Source organism: Pseudomonadota bacterium (assembly GCA_008501635.1).
Classification (GTDB): Bacteria; Pseudomonadota; Gammaproteobacteria; order QQUJ01; family QQUJ01; genus QQUJ01.
The window spans coordinates 46325-62493 of the sequence record QQUJ01000010.1; the positions used below are offsets into that span (position 1 = coordinate 46325).

At 63.8% G+C, this 16169-nt stretch carries 9 protein-coding genes and 2 pseudogenes; all 11 read left to right on the forward strand.

Annotated features, from left to right (window positions below; genetic code table 11):
- The first annotated feature begins 197 nt into the window (after positions 1 to 197).
- A complete protein-coding gene (locus DWQ09_02665; protein KAA3629182.1) occupies positions 198 to 1190 on the forward strand; it encodes a DUF1722 domain-containing protein in 993 nt (330 codons plus the stop codon).
- Positions 1187 to 2482, forward strand: a complete 1296-nt coding sequence (locus tag DWQ09_02670; protein KAA3629183.1) for a flavohemoglobin expression-modulating QEGLA motif protein — start codon at positions 1187 to 1189, stop codon at positions 2480 to 2482. The genes DWQ09_02665 and DWQ09_02670 overlap by 4 nt, the downstream gene beginning before the upstream one ends.
- Before the next feature lie 284 nt (positions 2483 to 2766).
- A complete protein-coding gene (locus DWQ09_02675) occupies positions 2767 to 3531 on the forward strand; it encodes a TIGR01458 family HAD-type hydrolase (GenBank protein KAA3629184.1) in 765 nt (254 codons plus the stop codon).
- Between the two features lie 129 nt (positions 3532 to 3660).
- The gene (locus DWQ09_02680) at positions 3661 to 10140 is read left to right on the forward strand and encodes a PAS domain S-box protein (GenBank protein ID KAA3629185.1); all 6480 of its coding nucleotides are present in this window, start codon (positions 3661 to 3663) and stop codon (positions 10138 to 10140) included.
- 1 nt (position 10141) lies between these two features.
- A complete protein-coding gene (locus DWQ09_02685) occupies positions 10142 to 11575 on the forward strand; it encodes a hypothetical protein (GenBank protein ID KAA3629186.1) in 1434 nt (477 codons plus the stop codon).
- Entirely contained in the window at positions 11365 to 12324 is a 960-nt protein-coding gene (locus tag DWQ09_02690; GenBank protein ID KAA3629187.1) for a glycerophosphodiester phosphodiesterase, read from the forward strand. The genes DWQ09_02685 and DWQ09_02690 overlap by 211 nt, the downstream gene beginning before the upstream one ends.
- A gap of 86 nt (positions 12325 to 12410) precedes the next feature.
- Positions 12411 to 13193: a (Fe-S)-binding protein gene (locus tag DWQ09_02695; GenBank protein KAA3629188.1), complete on the forward strand. Its 783-nt coding sequence runs from the start codon at positions 12411 to 12413 to the stop codon at positions 13191 to 13193.
- Positions 13190 to 14614 carry an iron-sulfur cluster-binding protein gene (locus DWQ09_02700; GenBank protein KAA3629189.1) on the forward strand — a complete coding sequence of 475 codons (1425 nt, stop codon included), beginning with the start codon at positions 13190 to 13192 and terminating at the stop codon, positions 14612 to 14614. Before DWQ09_02695 ends, DWQ09_02700 begins: the two co-directional genes overlap by 4 nt.
- On the forward strand, positions 14611 to 15228 hold the full coding sequence (locus tag DWQ09_02705) for a lactate utilization protein C (protein ID KAA3629190.1): 618 nt from the start codon (positions 14611 to 14613) through the stop codon (positions 15226 to 15228). Before DWQ09_02700 ends, DWQ09_02705 begins: the two co-directional genes overlap by 4 nt.
- Before the next feature lie 206 nt (positions 15229 to 15434).
- A pseudogene (locus DWQ09_02710) lies at positions 15435 to 15704 on the forward strand (hypothetical protein).
- Positions 15705 to 15749: 45 nt separating this feature from the next.
- Positions 15750 to 16088, forward strand: a pseudogene (locus DWQ09_02715) (cytochrome C peroxidase).
- The last annotated feature ends 81 nt before the right edge of the window (positions 16089 to 16169 follow it).

The window sequence follows — 16169 nt, forward strand, 5'->3', positions numbered from 1 at the left end:
GAAACCCATGCCACGAGGGCTCGAACCATCAGAAACGAATTCGCGCAAAGACGCGAAGAACGCGAAGGAAGGGCGAAGCAGTTCAGCGAGAAACACCCGTGCAGTGAGGAGTACTGTTTGTGTGTTACGGGTTAGCTGCACTTACAAAGACTCTTTGCGACCTTTGCGTCTTTGCGCGAACAACGCGGTTGTGAAGTATCTTGTCAGACCTATCGAGGGAGAAGCGCGTGAACCATGCAGCGGATGAAAAGATCCGCATTGGCATAAGCCAGTGCCTGCTGGGTGACAGGGTGCGTTTCGACGGCAATCACAAGCACGATCGCTATATCACCGATACCCTGGGTCAGTTTTTCGAGTTCGTACCGGTCTGCCCCGAGGTGGCCGTGGGCCTGGGGATACCGCGCGAGCCCATCCGCCTGGAGGGCGATGTGCATGCTCCGCGCGCCGTCGGGGTGCGCGACAGATCCATCGATCCCACTGCGAGCCTGCTGCGCTACGGGCGCCAGACCGCGCGCGATCTTCACGACATCAGCGGCTACATTCTGAAGAGCAAGTCGCCGAGCTGTGGCATGGAGCGGGTCAAGGTCTATCACGCGGGCGGAGGTGGTTCGAGCAGCAAAGGTGTCGGCCTGTTCGTGGCGGGTTTCCGTGAGCGCCAACCGCTGCTGCCCATGGAAGAGGAGGGGCGTCTGTGTGACCCGGTGCTGCGTGAGAATTTTATCGAACGGGTTTTTGCCTATCGTCGCTGGCAGGAGCTGGTCGCCTCACGCCTGACAGCGGCGAAACTGGTGCAGTTTCATGCCGATCACAAATTGAGCCTGATGGCCCACGGTGCCGCACCGCTCAAGGCGTTGGGGCAGATCGTTGCGACCGCGGGCAAGGGCCCGCTCGGTGCGCTGGCCGCAGCCTACCACGCCGGTTTCATGGCGGCCATGACCCGCCGCGCCACGCGCAAGCGCCACACCAACGTGTTGCAGCATATGGCCGGATACCTCAAGAAAGCGCTTGATGCCGGGGACAGGGCCGAGCTGCAGACAGTGATCGACGAGTATCGTCTGGGACAGGTTCCACTCGTGGTGCCCCTGACGCTGCTCAAACACCACTTTCGCCGTTTTCCCGATCCCTACATCGCCCGCCAGGTCTATTTGAACCCCCATCCGAAAGAGTTGGTGCTGCGCAACGCGCTATGAGCCGCGCCGCCCCCTATCCCCAGCGCCTCGCCGATCTCTCCGAGCGCCTGGTCCACGCCCAGCAGCCGATCCGGGTGCTCGATGCCGTGGCCTGGGACGACGCGATCGAGGCGCGCGTGATCGCTTCGGGCTTTCGCGAACTGCCGGCGGTCGATGCCGACTACTATCGTCAGCGCCACCCCATTCCCTTCGATGCCGCCGAGAAACGCGCCGAGTTTGCCGCCTTGCGCGGCGATATCGCACACGATCTGGGCGCCGATGATGCGCTCGGGCAGATCCTGCAGCGCAACTGCCGCGAGTACGAGACCGTGGTGGCCATGCTGGAGGCGCGGGGTACGCCCGATTTCTATCGCTACTCGCGCGAACTCTACGGCAGTCCGCGCGACCACTTCATGGATGAGCGCACCACGGTCATGGAATTGGGGGAGGTGTTGAATGAGGTGCTGTCGGGCATCGACGATGCGCAGCTCGGCGTCGCTTACCCGCGTGTGCTGCCGGCGGACCGTATCGTCGAAGCGCTCAACGAACGCTTCGGCGACTATTTTGCCGATCACCGCGTTCACGCGCGGCTGGACGACGGCATCGTTTCCGATGCCGCGGCGGGCGCGGATTACGTCAAGGTGCGCCGTGATGCGCGCTTTTCCGAACGCGATCTCAACCTGCTCGAGGTGCACGAGGGCTGGGTGCATATCGCCACCAGCCTCAACGGTCAGTGCCAGCGCGATGCGCGCTGGCTCGCCAAGGGGCCGCCCTGCGTGACGCCGATTCAGGAGGGGCTGGCGGTGCTGATGGAGGTCTTCACCTTCAACATGACCCCGGATCGCGCTCGCAAGATCAACAACCGCATTCTCGCCTGCGCCATGGCCGAGGAGGGCGCCGATTTTCTGCAGGTCTGTGGTTTTTACCGTGATCGGGGTTACGACGAGCGCGAATGCCTGCAGCACGCACGCCGTGTCTTCCGTGGCGGTGTGGTCGGTGGCGGAGCGCCGTTTACCAAGGACATCTCCTACGGCAAGGGCTTCGTGATGCTCTACAACTTCATCCGCACCGCCATTCGCTACGGACGTCCCGAGGTGATTCCGTTTCTCTTCACGGGCAAAGTGACGCTGGAGGACGTGCCGGTGCTGTGGCGCTACCATCAGGAGGGCATCATCGACGCCCCGCGTTATGTGCCCCCCCAGTTTCGCGATCTCAATGGTTTAGCGGTGTGGATGGCCTTCTCCAACTTCTTCAATCGCATGGATCTGGCGACGCTGCAGGAGCGCAACCGCAGCCTGCTGGAGCGAACGTAGAAGCAGCGGGTCGCGAACGAGCACTCCCCAAAATCGCTATCTCGCCAAGACGCAAAGATCGCCCGGAAAAACGATCTCTTGGAAGCGTACAATCTGTGCTGGTTGAGCGCTGTCCCCGCACTCTTGGCGGTCGCTGCGTCTTGGCGAGAGTTCTGAATTTTTGGTTTGAGTACTCGAGCGACCCCACCGGGATTGATCCTGATCTACTGCCACTGCGGTCTTGAAGTGCGCGGGCCGCTGGCCCACCATGGACGCTCGCCGAACAAGACGGGGTAATTGGATCTATGAACCGCATTCGCGGATTGTTGCTGGACCTGAGCGGTGTCATCTACGTGGGCGGGCAACTGCTGCCTGGCGCGCTCGAAGCCCTGGAATCGCTTCGTGCCGCGAAGCTGCCGATGCGCTATATCACCAATACCACGCGCAGCACGCGTGCGCAGGTCGTTGCCAAGCTGGCGGCCATGGGCCTGGAGATCGACCCCGAACACCTCTTTACCGCACCTTTGATGACCTGCGATTACCTCAATCAACACCAACTGGTGCCGCACCTTTTGATCCATCCCCAACTCGAGTCGGAGTTTGCCGACTGCCTGGCCGGCACTCCTGACGCAGTGGTGGTGGGCGATGCCGGGCGGGCGTTCACCTACGACAATCTTGGCCGTGCCTTCCGTTTGCTGATGCAGGGTTGCCCACTGCTGGCCATGGGTGACAGCCGTTATTTTCGCGGCGAGCGTGAGCTATACCTCGACGTCGGACCATTTGTTAAGGCATTGGAGTACGCGGCCGATACCAAAGCTACTGTACTGGGAAAACCGTCGTCGGCTTTTTTCCAGGCCGCAGCCGCCAGCCTCGGTTGTCAGCCCGGCAAGGTACTGATGATCGGCGACGACTGGGCATCGGATGTGGAGGGAGCGTTGCGCTCCGGCCTGCAGGCACTGCTGGTGAAGACCGGTAAGTATCTGCCGGGGGACGAGGGTCGCATATCGGTTCCCGGGGCGCGGGTGGCGGGCAATCTGGCGGCAGCCGTGGAACACGTACTGAACGGCTAGTCAGGCCTGCGGAAGCCAGCGTCAACCGGTCTGTATGCTAACTTCTTAAAGATAGCTCGCTGGTTCGCAGGGAAAGAGAGATGCTAATGCCCAGCTCACAGCGTCAAGCTCACAGTCGCCAAGACGCCGATGCCATATGAATCCACTCTTTCGCTGGAACAGTATCGCCGGATCGTAGAGAGTGCTCACGAGGGGGTGTGGCTGCTCGACGCCGAGGGGCGCACGCTCTTTGTCAACCAGCGTATGGCCGACATGCTTGGCTACACCCGTGAAGAGATGCACGGTGCCTCGATGTACGATTTCACGGATGCCGAAGGGCGCCGGAAAGCCGAACGCAATGTAATGCGCCGTCGCACCGGCATCGCCGAGCAGCACGAAATCCGCCTGCAACGCAAGGACGGCTCCGCGCTCTGGGCGCTGGTGGCCGCAAGTCCTGTCAAGGATGCCACAGGGAATTTCAGCGCCGCCCTCGGTATGGTGATCGATATCACCCAGCGCAAGCTTCTCGAACAGGCCGCCTGTTCCAGCGAAGCGCGCTATCGGGGCATCTTCAATTCCGCCGGTGTGGGTATCTGGGAGGAGGATGTGCGCGGCCTGAAGCGATGGCTTGCCGGGTTGGAGCCTGCGGCGCGTGAACGGCCGCGCGATTACTTCACCACGCACCCTGAAAAGGCCCTCGAAGCTGCGGCGCATATCCAGATCACCAGGGCCAATCCTGAAGTGGTGGCCTTGTTCAGGGCGGGTACCGAGGAGCGGCTCCTCGGGTCGCTGGACCGCCTGGTCGAAGCCGCCACGGTGCCGACCTTCATCGATTTGTTGAGCGGCGTGCTTGAAGGGAAACAGGCGGTCGAGGGAGAGGCCATGCTGCGGCGGTTTGACGGTACGCCGTTGCACGCGCTGGTGACGGTCCGCACTCCCGAAGATGCCCAAAGCCCGGAACTGGTCACACTGATCGACATTACCAAGCGTGCACAGCTCGAGGAGGCATTGCGAAGCGGCGAACGCCGGTTCCGTGATTTTGCCGAGACCGCCGCCGACTGGTTCTGGGAGATGGACGCTGAGCAGCGATTCACGTTCGTTTCCGGGCGCTTTGAGGAGGTCACGGGCGTCAGCAGTGCGTCGGTCAGCGGCAAAAGTCTTCGCGAGACCCATCCAAGTAAGCATTGCGATCCCGAGGTCTGGGCGGCACACCTGGCCGAGCTCGAGGACCGGGTGCCGGGTTTCGCAGTGGAGTTGCCGTGGCGGCGTTCGGATGGTTCGATCCGCCACATGCATATCGCGGGCAAGGCCCTGGTTGACGATCAGGGGCGGTTCCTCGGTTATCGCGGCATCGGCCGGGACCTGACCGAGCAGCGGCAGCTCGAGAAAAAGGTGCGTGCCGATGAGGTGCTGAGCAGCGCCATCATTCAGCGCGCCGCCGAAGGTTTGTGCGTTTGTTGTGAAATCGCCGGCCCGCCTTATCTGCATTTCACGGTATGGAACGAGCGCATGGCCGAGATCACCGGCTACGATCGTGAAACCATCAATGCCCAGGGTTGGTACCAGAGCGTCTATCCGGATCCCGAGTTGCAGGCGCGCGCCAAGCAGCGTATGGAACGCATGCGGCACGGCGACGATCTGAAGAGCGAGGAGTGGGAGATCACCCGCGCCGATGGCGAAAGACGTGTCATCGCCATCTCCACGACCGTGCTCCAGATCGAAGACGGCGCGCCGCAGGTTCTGGCGCTGATGCAGGATGTCACCGAGCAGCGCCGCCAGCAGGACGCCATTCTGCATATCGCGCAAGGCGTTTCCGCGGAGAGCGGCAAGCGCTACTTTCAGTCGCTGCTGCGCCACCTGACCGAAGCTTTGGGCGGCAGCTTCGCCTTCATTGGCCTGCTGGTACCGGAGCGCCCCGACCGGGTGCGCAGCCTGGCGTCGTTCAACCCCACGGGAAGCAGCCGCCCCTTCGAGTATCCGTTGGCTGGATCGCCTTGCGCCAACGTACTCTCCGATCGCTATTGCATCTACCCCGAGCGTGTTCAGGAGCTCTTTCCTGAGGATCAGGCGCTGAACCGGCGCGGTGCCGAGGGCTATGCCGGTGCTCCGCTCAGGGATGCCGCGGGCCAGCCCATGGGTGTGCTGGTCGTGCTCTTCCGGCAGGCGATCGCGAATCCGGAGAAGATAGAATCGATCCTGCGCATCTTCGCCAACAGCGCCGCGGCGGAGTTGGAGCGTCAGCAGACCGAGCGTGCCCTGCGCCAGAGCCGCAATCGTCTGATGCTGGCCGTGGATGCCACCGCGCTGGGAGTTTACGAGCACGCGATCCCGCCGCGCGAGGATACCTTTCTCAGCCGGCGTTATCTGCAGATTTTCGGCTACGAGACCGCGGAGATGCCCCGCGCCGAACAGCTGACTGCTTGGCTGGACGAGCGGGTACACCCCGACGATCTCACCCGGTACCGGGAGCAGCGTCGACATTTCATTGACGGCGGGTCGTCGATGGGTGAGGTCGAGGTCCGCATGCGGCACAAGGATGGGCACTGGGTAACCGTTCGCGACACGGCGCGTGCGCTGGAACGCGACGCTTCGGGAGCGGTGATTCGCGCGGTGGGTGTCATCGAGGATGTCACCGAGCACCGGCGCGCCGCGGAAGCATTGCAGGCCAGCGAACAGCGTTTTCAGGATTTCGCCAATGCCGCCTCCGACTGGTTCTGGGAGATGGGCCCTGACCTGCGCTTTACCTGGTTCTCCAACCTCATCGGTCAGACGCTGGGGTTCGAGCTCGACAATTTCATCGGCAAAACACGGCGCGAACTGATGAGAGCCGACGAGATCGATGCGAGGTGGGAGGCGCATCTCGCTGAACTGGAAGCGCACCGCCCGGTTCGCGATTTTGCGTATCAGATTCAACTGCCCGACGGTACGGAGAAAAGCATACGGATCAGCGGTAATCCCATCCACGATGCCGACGGCGTGTTTCTCGGTTACCGCGGGGTGGGTCGTAATATCACCGCCGAGGTGGCGGTCGAGCAGCAGGCGAACCAGTTGCGGGCACGCCTGCATGATGCCATCGAGAGCATCGCCGACGGGCTGGTGCTGTTCGACGCGGATGACCGGATGGTGCTCTGCAATTCCGCTTACCGGCAATCCGTGGCGCCGATCGCCGATCTACTGCAGCCGGGTCTGAGTTTCGAGGCGCTGAATCGTCTGATGCTGGATCATGGACTGATCGCAATTCCACCCGAACGACATGCGGCGTGGCTGCTGGAGAGGATGGAACGGCACCGCGAGTGCCAGCAGGGGATGGTCTTCCCCATCCAGGATGGACGTTGCATCGAGGTCAACCAGTACCGCACCCAGGAAGGTGGAATGCTGGTGCTGCACACCGACATCAGCGAGCGGATGCGGGGCGAACAGGCGCTGCGCGCCAGCGAGGCGCGTTTCGACCGTGCCGTTGGCGGCTCCCAGGCCGGTATCTGGGATTGGGACATCGCGACCGACACGCTCTATCTGGCGCCAGGGTTCAAACAGCTGCTCGGCTACGGCAGCGACGAGATGGCGGATTTTCAGTTCCGCGCCTGGTTGCACCCCGACGATCGCGAGCGGGTCATCGCGGAGTTCAAACGCTGTCTGCAGTTGGGTGAACAGTTCGATGCCGAGTATCGCCTGCCGCACAAGGCGGGCGGCTATCGCTGGATACACGGGCGTGGCGCGGCCTTCTTCGATGTGGCGGGCAAGGTCACCCACCTCGCCGGTGCCATCTCCGATATCACCGATCGCAAGCTGGCCGAAGAGGCGCTGCGCGAGAACGAAGAGCGATTTCGCACCATCTTCGCAACCGCCGAAGTGGGGATTACGCTGGCCGACCCGGGCGGCCGTATCATTCAGGCTAACCCGGCGATACTGCAGATGCTCGGCTACGATCCGGAGGAACTGCCCGATATCGACTGGCAGGAGATCACGCACCCCGATGACCTGGCGGCGAATCTTGAACTGCTGCAGCAGATGGTGGATGGCAAGATCTCCTATGGTCGCGTCACCAAACGCTATCGGCGCAAGGATGGCGAGTACATCTGGGTCGACGCCACCGGGGCCGCGCAGCGCGACTTCGATGGGCGGCTGCTGAATACGGTCAACGTCTTTATCGATATATCGGAGCGCATGCGCACCGAGCAGGCGCTGCAGGAGAGCGAAGCGCACTTGCGGGCAGTGACCGATCACTCGCCGGTGGGCATGTATCTCAAGGATCTCGATGGTCGTTTCCTGATGGTCAGCCGGACTTACCAAGAGACGCATGCCGCGGGCCAAGATGTCGAAGGAAAGACGGTATTCGACATCTTTCCTGCCGAAGCGGCCCAGCGCTACACAGAACAGGATCAGAAAGTCATCACAACCAGAGAACCCGTGGAGGAGGTGCTCGAAATGGCCTCTCCCACCGGCGGCTCGATAACGGTCAACATGGCCAAATTTCCTGTTTTCAACAAAGCCGGTGAACTGATCGGTGTCGGCGGAATGAACACCAATATCACCCAGCGGGTGGCAGTCGAAAAGGCGTTGCGGGCGAGCGAACTGCGCTACCGCAACCTGATCGAGCAGGCCGCCGACGGGTTGGTGGTATCGGACGCCAGCGGCAAGATCACCGACTGCAATCCTGCCACGCTCGCTATGCTCGGCTACAAGCGCGCTGAGATGATCGGCAAGCACATCGCCGATTTTATTGAGCCTGAAGAGCTGCAGCGGATGCCTCTGAGCATGGATCGTCTGCGCGAAAAGGGCTCGCTGCTGATTCAGCGGCGCATCGTACACAAAAACGGCACGATAATACCCGTGGAGGTGAGTGCGCGCGTGCTTGCCAACGGCGGCAGCCAATCGCTGATTCGCGATATCAGCGCCCGCCTCGAGGCCGAGGAGCGCCTGCGCCAGGCGGCAAAGGTCTTCGAAAGTACCCGCGAGGGAGTCGTCATCACCGATGCCCACCGCAACATCATCGCGGTCAACATGGCCTTTACCGAAGTGACGGGCTACACCGAATCGGAGGTGCGGGGCAAGAATCCGCGCCTCCTCCAATCGGGACGTCACGACGAGGATTTCTACCGCCAGATGTGGTCAGCGATCGAGGAGAGCGGCTACTGGCGCGGCGAGATCTGGAATCGGCGCAAGAGCGGTGATATCTATCCGGAGTGGCAGACCATCAGCGTGGTGCGTGATGGAGCGGGTCAAGTGACCAACTATGTCTCCGTCTTCTCCGATATCAGCGCCGTCAAGGAGTCCGAGGAGAAGCTGGAGTATCTGGCCCATCACGACCCGCTCACCGATCTGCCCAATCGGCTGCTGTTCACCGCGCGGGTCGAGCATGCACTGGCACTGGCGCGGCGCGAGCGCTTCTGCGTCGCGGTGCTGTTCATCGATCTCGATCACTTCAAGAACATCAACGACAGCCTCGGTCATCCGGTAGGCGATGCTCTGCTGGTGCAGGTGGCCGAACGACTGGGCAGTCTGGTGCGCGATGAGGATACGGTGGCGCGCCTGGGGGGTGATGAGTTCACGCTGCTTTTGGAGCAGCTGCAGAATCCGCAGCGCGCCGGGGCGATCGCCGCCAAGCTGGTCAATGCGTTCACCGAACCCTTCCTGGTCAAGGGACACCAGTTGCATATCAGCGCCAGCATCGGGATCAGCCTCTCGCCCAACGATGGCGAGGACGTCGCCACGCTGCTGCGCAACGCCGATGCCGCCATGTACCAGGCCAAAGCGCGCGGTCGCAACGGTTACCAGTTCTACACCGCCGAGCTGACCACGTCAGCCTTCGAGCGGGTGTTGCTGGAGAACAGTCTGCGTCAGGCGCTGAAGCTGGAGCAGTTCGAAGTCTACTATCAGCCGCAACTCGATCTGAGCAGCGGACGCGTAATGGGCGCCGAGGCCCTGGTACGTTGGAACCACCCTGATATGGGTCTGGTGTCGCCCGATCGCTTCATTCCGCTGGCCGAGGAGACCGGACTGATAATGTCGATCGGCGAATGGGTGCTCAACACCGCCTGCCGTCAGCTGCGCGAATGGCAGGAGGCGGGACTGCCGATCCGCAAAGTGGCCGTGAACCTCTCCGGTCAGCAGTTGCGGCGCGGTGGTCTGGTGGAGAGCGTCGAGCAGGCGCTGGACCGCAGCGGGCTGTCGGCGCATTCGCTGGAGCTGGAGATCACCGAGGGCTTCATCATGCAGCAGGCCGAGAAGGCCATCGAGGTGTTGGATCGTCTGCGGGGGCTCGGCGTAGCCCTTTCGATCGATGACTTCGGCACCGGCTACTCGTCACTCTCCTACCTCAAGCGCCTGCCGATCAATACGCTCAAAATCGACCAATCCTTTGTCCGCGACATTCCGCACGACAGCAACGACGAGGCCATTGCCCGCGCGGTGATCGCGCTGGCCAAGAGCCTGCAGCTGCACGTGGTTGCCGAAGGGATCGAAACGGCGGCGCAGCGGGGTTTCATGCTCGACGAGGGGTGTACCGAAGGCCAGGGCTACCTCTTCAGTCCACCGTTGCCCGCCGAGAAGTTTGTCCGCTATCTCGAACAGAATAGTGCCGAATTGAGTGCGGTCACCAGTGCGCAGCTGACCCGCGGTTCAGGGATTTAGTTTGCACGACTCCCCCTGGTTGCTGGCGATCGATCAGGGCACCCAGGCCAGCCGTGCGTTGCTGCTCGATACCCGGGGCAGGGTGGTATTTCAGGCGCGCCGCCCGGTGGCGCTGCGCCGTCTGGACAACGTACGGGTCGAGCAGGATGCGGCGGAGCTGATCGGCACCGTCCTCGAAGTGGTAAGCGCGGCGCTCGCTCATGCCGCCGCGTCGCAGCGGGAGGTCGCAGCCGCGGGGCTGGCCACGCAGCGCTCGACCGTCGTGGCGTGGGACGCTGTCAGCGGCAGACCGCTCCACGCCGCGTTGAGTTGGCAGGATACGCGTGCGCATTCCCTGCTCCATGGCCTGCACGCCGAAGGGGATGCGATCGCTCTGCGCACCGGACTGCGCATCTCTCCCCATTACGGCGCCAGCAAGCTGCGCTGGCTGCTCGACGAGGTGCCGGCCGTTCGCACCGCAGCCGCGGAGGGACGACTCTGTCTGGGACCGCTGGCCGCCTTTCTGCTCTTTCACCTGCTCGAAGGCCGACTCTTCTGTTGCGATGCGGTCAATGCCGCGCGCACCCTGCTCTGCGATCTCGATCGCCGCGATTGGGATACCGCGCTGCTCGCGCGCTTCGGATTGCAGCGGGAGTGGTTACCCGAGTGTCGGCCCGTCGTGGGCGACTACGGGCAGCTGTGCGACAGTGCCATTCCGCTGCGCGCCGTGACCGGCGACCAGAATGCCGCGCTTTGTGCCGCGGGTGAGCCGGCGCCACGCGAGGCGTTGGTCAATATCGGTACCGGGGCGTTTGTGGTCGCGCCGCTGGGAGAGCGCGCGCAACGTGCGCCACCGCTGCTCACCAGTCTCGTCTGGAGCAGCGCGCGCGATGTGCGTTATCTCCTGGAAGGCACAGTGAACGGCGCGGGCGCAGCGCTGAACTGGGCATCCGAGCGCTGGGATCTGCCTCCGCCGCAACAGGCACTGGCACCCTGGCCGGAGTGCGGCGCTGAGCAGCCGCTGTTTCTCAATACGGTAGGTGGGCTGGGATCGCCCTGGTGGCGGAGCGGCATCGATCCGCGCTGGCTGGGGGCAAGAGCTGAGGCATCGCCCGCGTGTCAAGCCGCCGCCGTGGCCGAAAGCATTCTGTTCCTCATTCAAGCCAATCTGGATGCCATGTCTGCCGCCTCGGTCCCTGTCGATGGGCTGCGTGTCGGCGGCGGGCTCGCACAGCTGGACGGGCTTTGTCAGCGGTTGGCGGATCTCAGCGGCCTGCCGGTACGTCGCGCACAGGAGACCGAGGCGACAGCGCGTGGTATCGCCTGGCTGGCGGCGGGACGGCCGGTCCAGTGGGCGTCGCCGCGGGCGATGCACTTCGCGGCGCAACCGGCGCCGCAGTTGCACCAGCGATATACTCGGTTCTGTTGCGCCTTGCAGGAGTTGATCGCCCAGTGATTACCCAACCCCAGCTGGTCGCCCATCGCGGCGATCGCGCGCGCTTTCCCGAAAACACCTTGCCGGCGCTGGCGGGGGCGGTGGCCCTGGGCGCCCTGTATGTCGAGTTCGATATCCAGCTCACCGCCGATGGCGTGCCGGTGTTGCTGCACGACCCGACCCTGGAGCGTACCGGCGGGTGCGCGGGGGATGTGCGCGAGATGTCGAGTGCGATAGCACAGACCATGCAGGTCGGCGAGGCGCGGCGCTTTGGTGAACGCTATGCGCAGGTGACCGTCCCGGCCTTGACTGAGGTGGTGGAACTGCTCAATCGATCGCCCGCGGTCACCGCGTTCGTCGAAATCAAGCGCCACAGCGTCGAACGCTTTGGGGTGGGGTCGGTGCTCAAAGCGGTGGCCGAGGCCCTGGCCGCGGCGCGCTTTCCCTGGGTGATCATTTCGTTTGTCGATGCGGTGGTGGCGACGGCCAAGGCCGATCTGGGTGCTCCGGTGGGATGGGTGCTGCGCCGGTACGATGCGCCGAGCCGTGAGGAGGCGCGGCGGTTGGCGCCGGAGTATCTCTTTGTCAGCGCCGAGGACATACCACCGGGTACCGACAAACTGTGGCCCGGCCCCTGGCGCTGGGTGGTCTACGATGTCAACGATGCCGCGTTGGCCCTGGCCTTCGCCGAGCGTGGTTGCGGACTGGTGGAAACCGACGAACTGGGGGCCTTGATGCACCACCCTGCCCTGCAGCGCGCCGGCCGTTAAACGCCGATCCGGTCACGTATCGCGCCGCGCGAACATCTACAATGGGTAGCAAATCCATCGTTGCCGCGACGAGAAAACGATAATCCATGCCCCCGAATGATTCCGCTGCCAGCCCGCGCGTGGCGCTTTACGCGACCTGTCTGGTCGACCTGTTCCGCCCCAGCGTCGGCTTCGCCAGCGCCAAATTGCTGGAACAGGCGGGCTGCCAGGTGGAAGTGCCCCCAGAACAGACCTGTTGCGGCCAACCCGCCTTCAACAGCGGCGACGCCAGGACCGCGCGTGATCTGGCGCGGCGGGTGATCGAACAGTGCGAAGGCTACGATTACGTGGTGCTGCCCTCCGGCTCCTGCGCGGCGATGATCCGCGTGCACTATCCGGAGCTCTTCGCCGATGATGCCAAATGGCGCGAGCGGGCCGCGCAGCTTGCTGCCAAAACCTACGAACTGGTCTCCTTTCTGGTCGATGTGCGCGGTGTGAAAACCGTAGCCAGTGGATTTACCGGCAAGCTGGCTTACCACGACTCCTGTTCGGGGCTCCGTGAGCTCGGCATCCGCGAACAGCCGCGCCGTCTGCTCGCGAGTATGAAGGGGCTGGCGCGCGTCGAACTCAGCGATCCCGAGGCGTGCTGCGGTTTTGGCGGCACCTTCTGCGTCAAATTCCCCGAAATCTCCACGACCATGGTGGCGGCCAAGGCGGGAGATGTGAAAGCGACCGGCGCCGATACGCTGGCTGCCGGCGATCTGGGCTGCCTGCTCAATATCGCCGGATGGCTGAAGCGCGGCGGCAGTCCGATCCGCTGCTTCCACGTCGCCGAGATTCTCGCCGGCATGACCGAGGGACCGGGCATCGGCGACGGAGCGGAGCCATGAAGCCGATCACCCACCAGTTCGGCGCCAACGTGCGCAAGGCGCTGGGCGATGTGACGCTGCAGAAAGCGCTGGGTCGCGCCAAGCAAGGCTTCATCCTCAAGCGCAGCAAGGCGGTCGAGGCGCTGCCCGAGTTCGAGGCGATCCGCGCCACCGCCAAGGCGATCAAGGATCACACCCTGGCGCATCTCGATCACTACCTGGAGAAGTTCGAGGCCCAGGTGGCGGCCAGCGGTGGTCAGGTGCACTGGGCGGAGACCCCGGCCGATCTGGCGCGTATCGTCACCGAGATCGCGCGCACCAGCGGCGGACGCAAGGTGCTCAAGGGCAAGTCGATGATCGGCGAGGAGGCCGAGGTCAACGAGGCGCTGGCCGAGGCCGGTTTCGAGGCGATCGAGACCGATCTCGGCGAGTACATCATCCAGCTCGCCCACGAACCGCCCAGCCACATCATCGCGCCGGCCATCCACAAGACCCGCGAGCAGATCGGCGATCTGTTCCGCAAGTCCCACCATGACTCGCGGCTGGGGCCGCAGCAGAACGAGGTGGCCGAACTGGTCACCGAGGCACGCCGCGTGCTGCGCGGCCATTTCGTCAGCGGTGACGTGGGGATCACCGGCGGCAACTTCCTGGTGGCCGAAACCGGCAGCGTGGTACTGGTGACCAACGAGGGCAACGGCGATCTCAGCGCGACGCTGCCGCGCGTGCACATCGTCACCGCCAGCATCGAAAAGGTGGTACCGACGCTGGAAGATGCCACCACGATGCTGCGCCTGCTGGGGCGCAGCGCCAGCGGTCAGGAGATGTCGGTCTACACCACGCTCTTCACCGGCCCGCGTCGCGCTGAAGATCCCGACGGGCCCAATGAGTTTCATGTGGTGCTGCTCGACAACGGGCGCTCCAAGATGCTCGGCACCGAGTTCCAGGAGATGCTGCGCTGTATCAAGTGCGGTGCCTGTCTCAACCACTGCCCGGTCTACGGCACCGTGGGCGGCCACGCCTACGGCTGGGTCTACCCCGGCCCCATGGGTTCGGTGCTGACGCCGTTGATGCTCGGGCTCAAGGAGACGCGCGATCTACCCAACGCCTCGACGCTGTGCGGGCGCTGCGAAGCGGTCTGCCCCATGAGCATCCCGCTGCCGCGTATGCTGCGCGCCCACCGCACCGAGCAACACCGCAAAGGGCTCGATGCGCAACGCCAGCGGTTTGCGTTGATGGCGTGGGGTTTCGTGGCGCGCCGGCCGCGGCTCTATCGGCTGCTGATGGGGTTCAATGCCAGCGTGCTGGCCAAAGCGGCCGGCCGGACGGGGCGGTTGTCGCGGCTACCCTTCGCCAAGGCGTGGACCTTCGATCGCGACCTTCCCGCCCCGCAGGGGCAGGGTTTTGTCTCTGCTTGGCACAAGCAACGCGGAGGTTCCCCATGAGCGATGCGCGCAGCGCCATCTTCAAGCGGCTGCGCCGCCCCTCCGTCGAGGGACTGCGCATGGCGCCGCCCACCCAACGGGCCCGTCCCCGGGTCGAGAAGCAGGGCGCGGGTCAGCGTTTCGTCGACAAGCTGAAGGCCGCCGCCGCGACCGTGACGCTGGTCGACCGCTGGTCGCAGGTGGGTGAAGCGGTGGCGCTCTACCTGCATGGCGCCGGGCGACCGTTGCGCCTGACCCGCACCGACGACCCGCAGTTGGACGCCGTCAGCTGGCCCGATGGTATGCAGGTAGAGCGGCCGCGCGGCAAAATGAATCCGGCAGTGGCCCTCTCGGTCGCCTTTGCCGGTGTCGTGGAGACCGGCAGTCTGGTGCTGCGCTCCGGGCCGGAGAATCCCACCACGCTCAATTTCCTCAGCGATTTCCATATCGTCGTGCTGCGCGCCGGGCGGCTGGTGCTGCATCTGGAGGACGTCTGGCCCAAGCTGCGCAAGGCGGGATTGGGGCGGACGGTCAATTTCATCACCGGCCCGTCGCGGACCGCCGACGTGGAGCAGACCATGCAGTTAGGTGCCCACGGCCCGCGCCGCCTGCATGTAATCATCGTCAAAGAGTAGCCTTCCAGCGGCCGATCCTGCCGCCACGACCCGCCATCGGGGCCTCCTTCGAGACCCCCAAAAAATTCAACACCCCTGAAAGAAATACCCAACTGCTCCGGTCTGGTTTGTTGTCTGGTTTCCCAACCAAGGGAAGGGTAATAAGGCCAATCGCCTGATTGATCCCTGACAATCAAACTGTACTTCAGTAACCGGAGGAGTTCCCCATGTTCCCGAGACTCAAACCTTCTGCGCAGGCGGTACGCGCTTCGCTATTTGCTGGTGTGGCCACGCTGGCGGTGGGCGGCGCGGCTGTTTTTGCGGCCTGCGGCGCGCGCAATCCCTGTGCGGGCAAAAACCCGTGCCAGGCGTGGAGCAAGAATCCCTGCGCCGCGAAAAACCCCAGTGCCGTAAAGAATCCTTGCGCTGCCAAGAATCCCTGTAGCGTCAAAGCGAGTCCTTGCGGCCCTTGTGGTGCGCGCAATCCCTGTGCGGCCAATCCCTGCGCCGCCCGGTTGAGCAGCGCCGCGCTGCGCAACCAGGTGGTGCGCCCCCAGGGAACCAAACTCTACACCAAGGGCAGCAGCAAGGATCTGGTCAAGGCGGGTGAGAAGCTGTGGAACGACAGCTCGCTCAGCACCAACGGTCTCTCCTGCAGCACCTGTCACAGCAACTACGGCAGCTTCGGTGCCACCTTCAACCACCCCTTCCCGCACAAGGTCAACATGGCCGACGCCTCGGGGATCAGCAAAATCGATCTCGATGAGATGGTGCAGTTGTGCCTGGTGGTACCCATGAAAGGCACGCCGCTGGCGTGGAACTCCAGGGAGTTGGGCGCCCTGACCGCTTACACCGCCGAGGTGCAGAAGGGCTTCCGTAAGGTTGCGATGAACCCCTGTGCCGCCAAGAACCCCTGTGCGGGCAACCCGTGCGCCGCAAAAAATCCATGTGCCGCCAGGAAC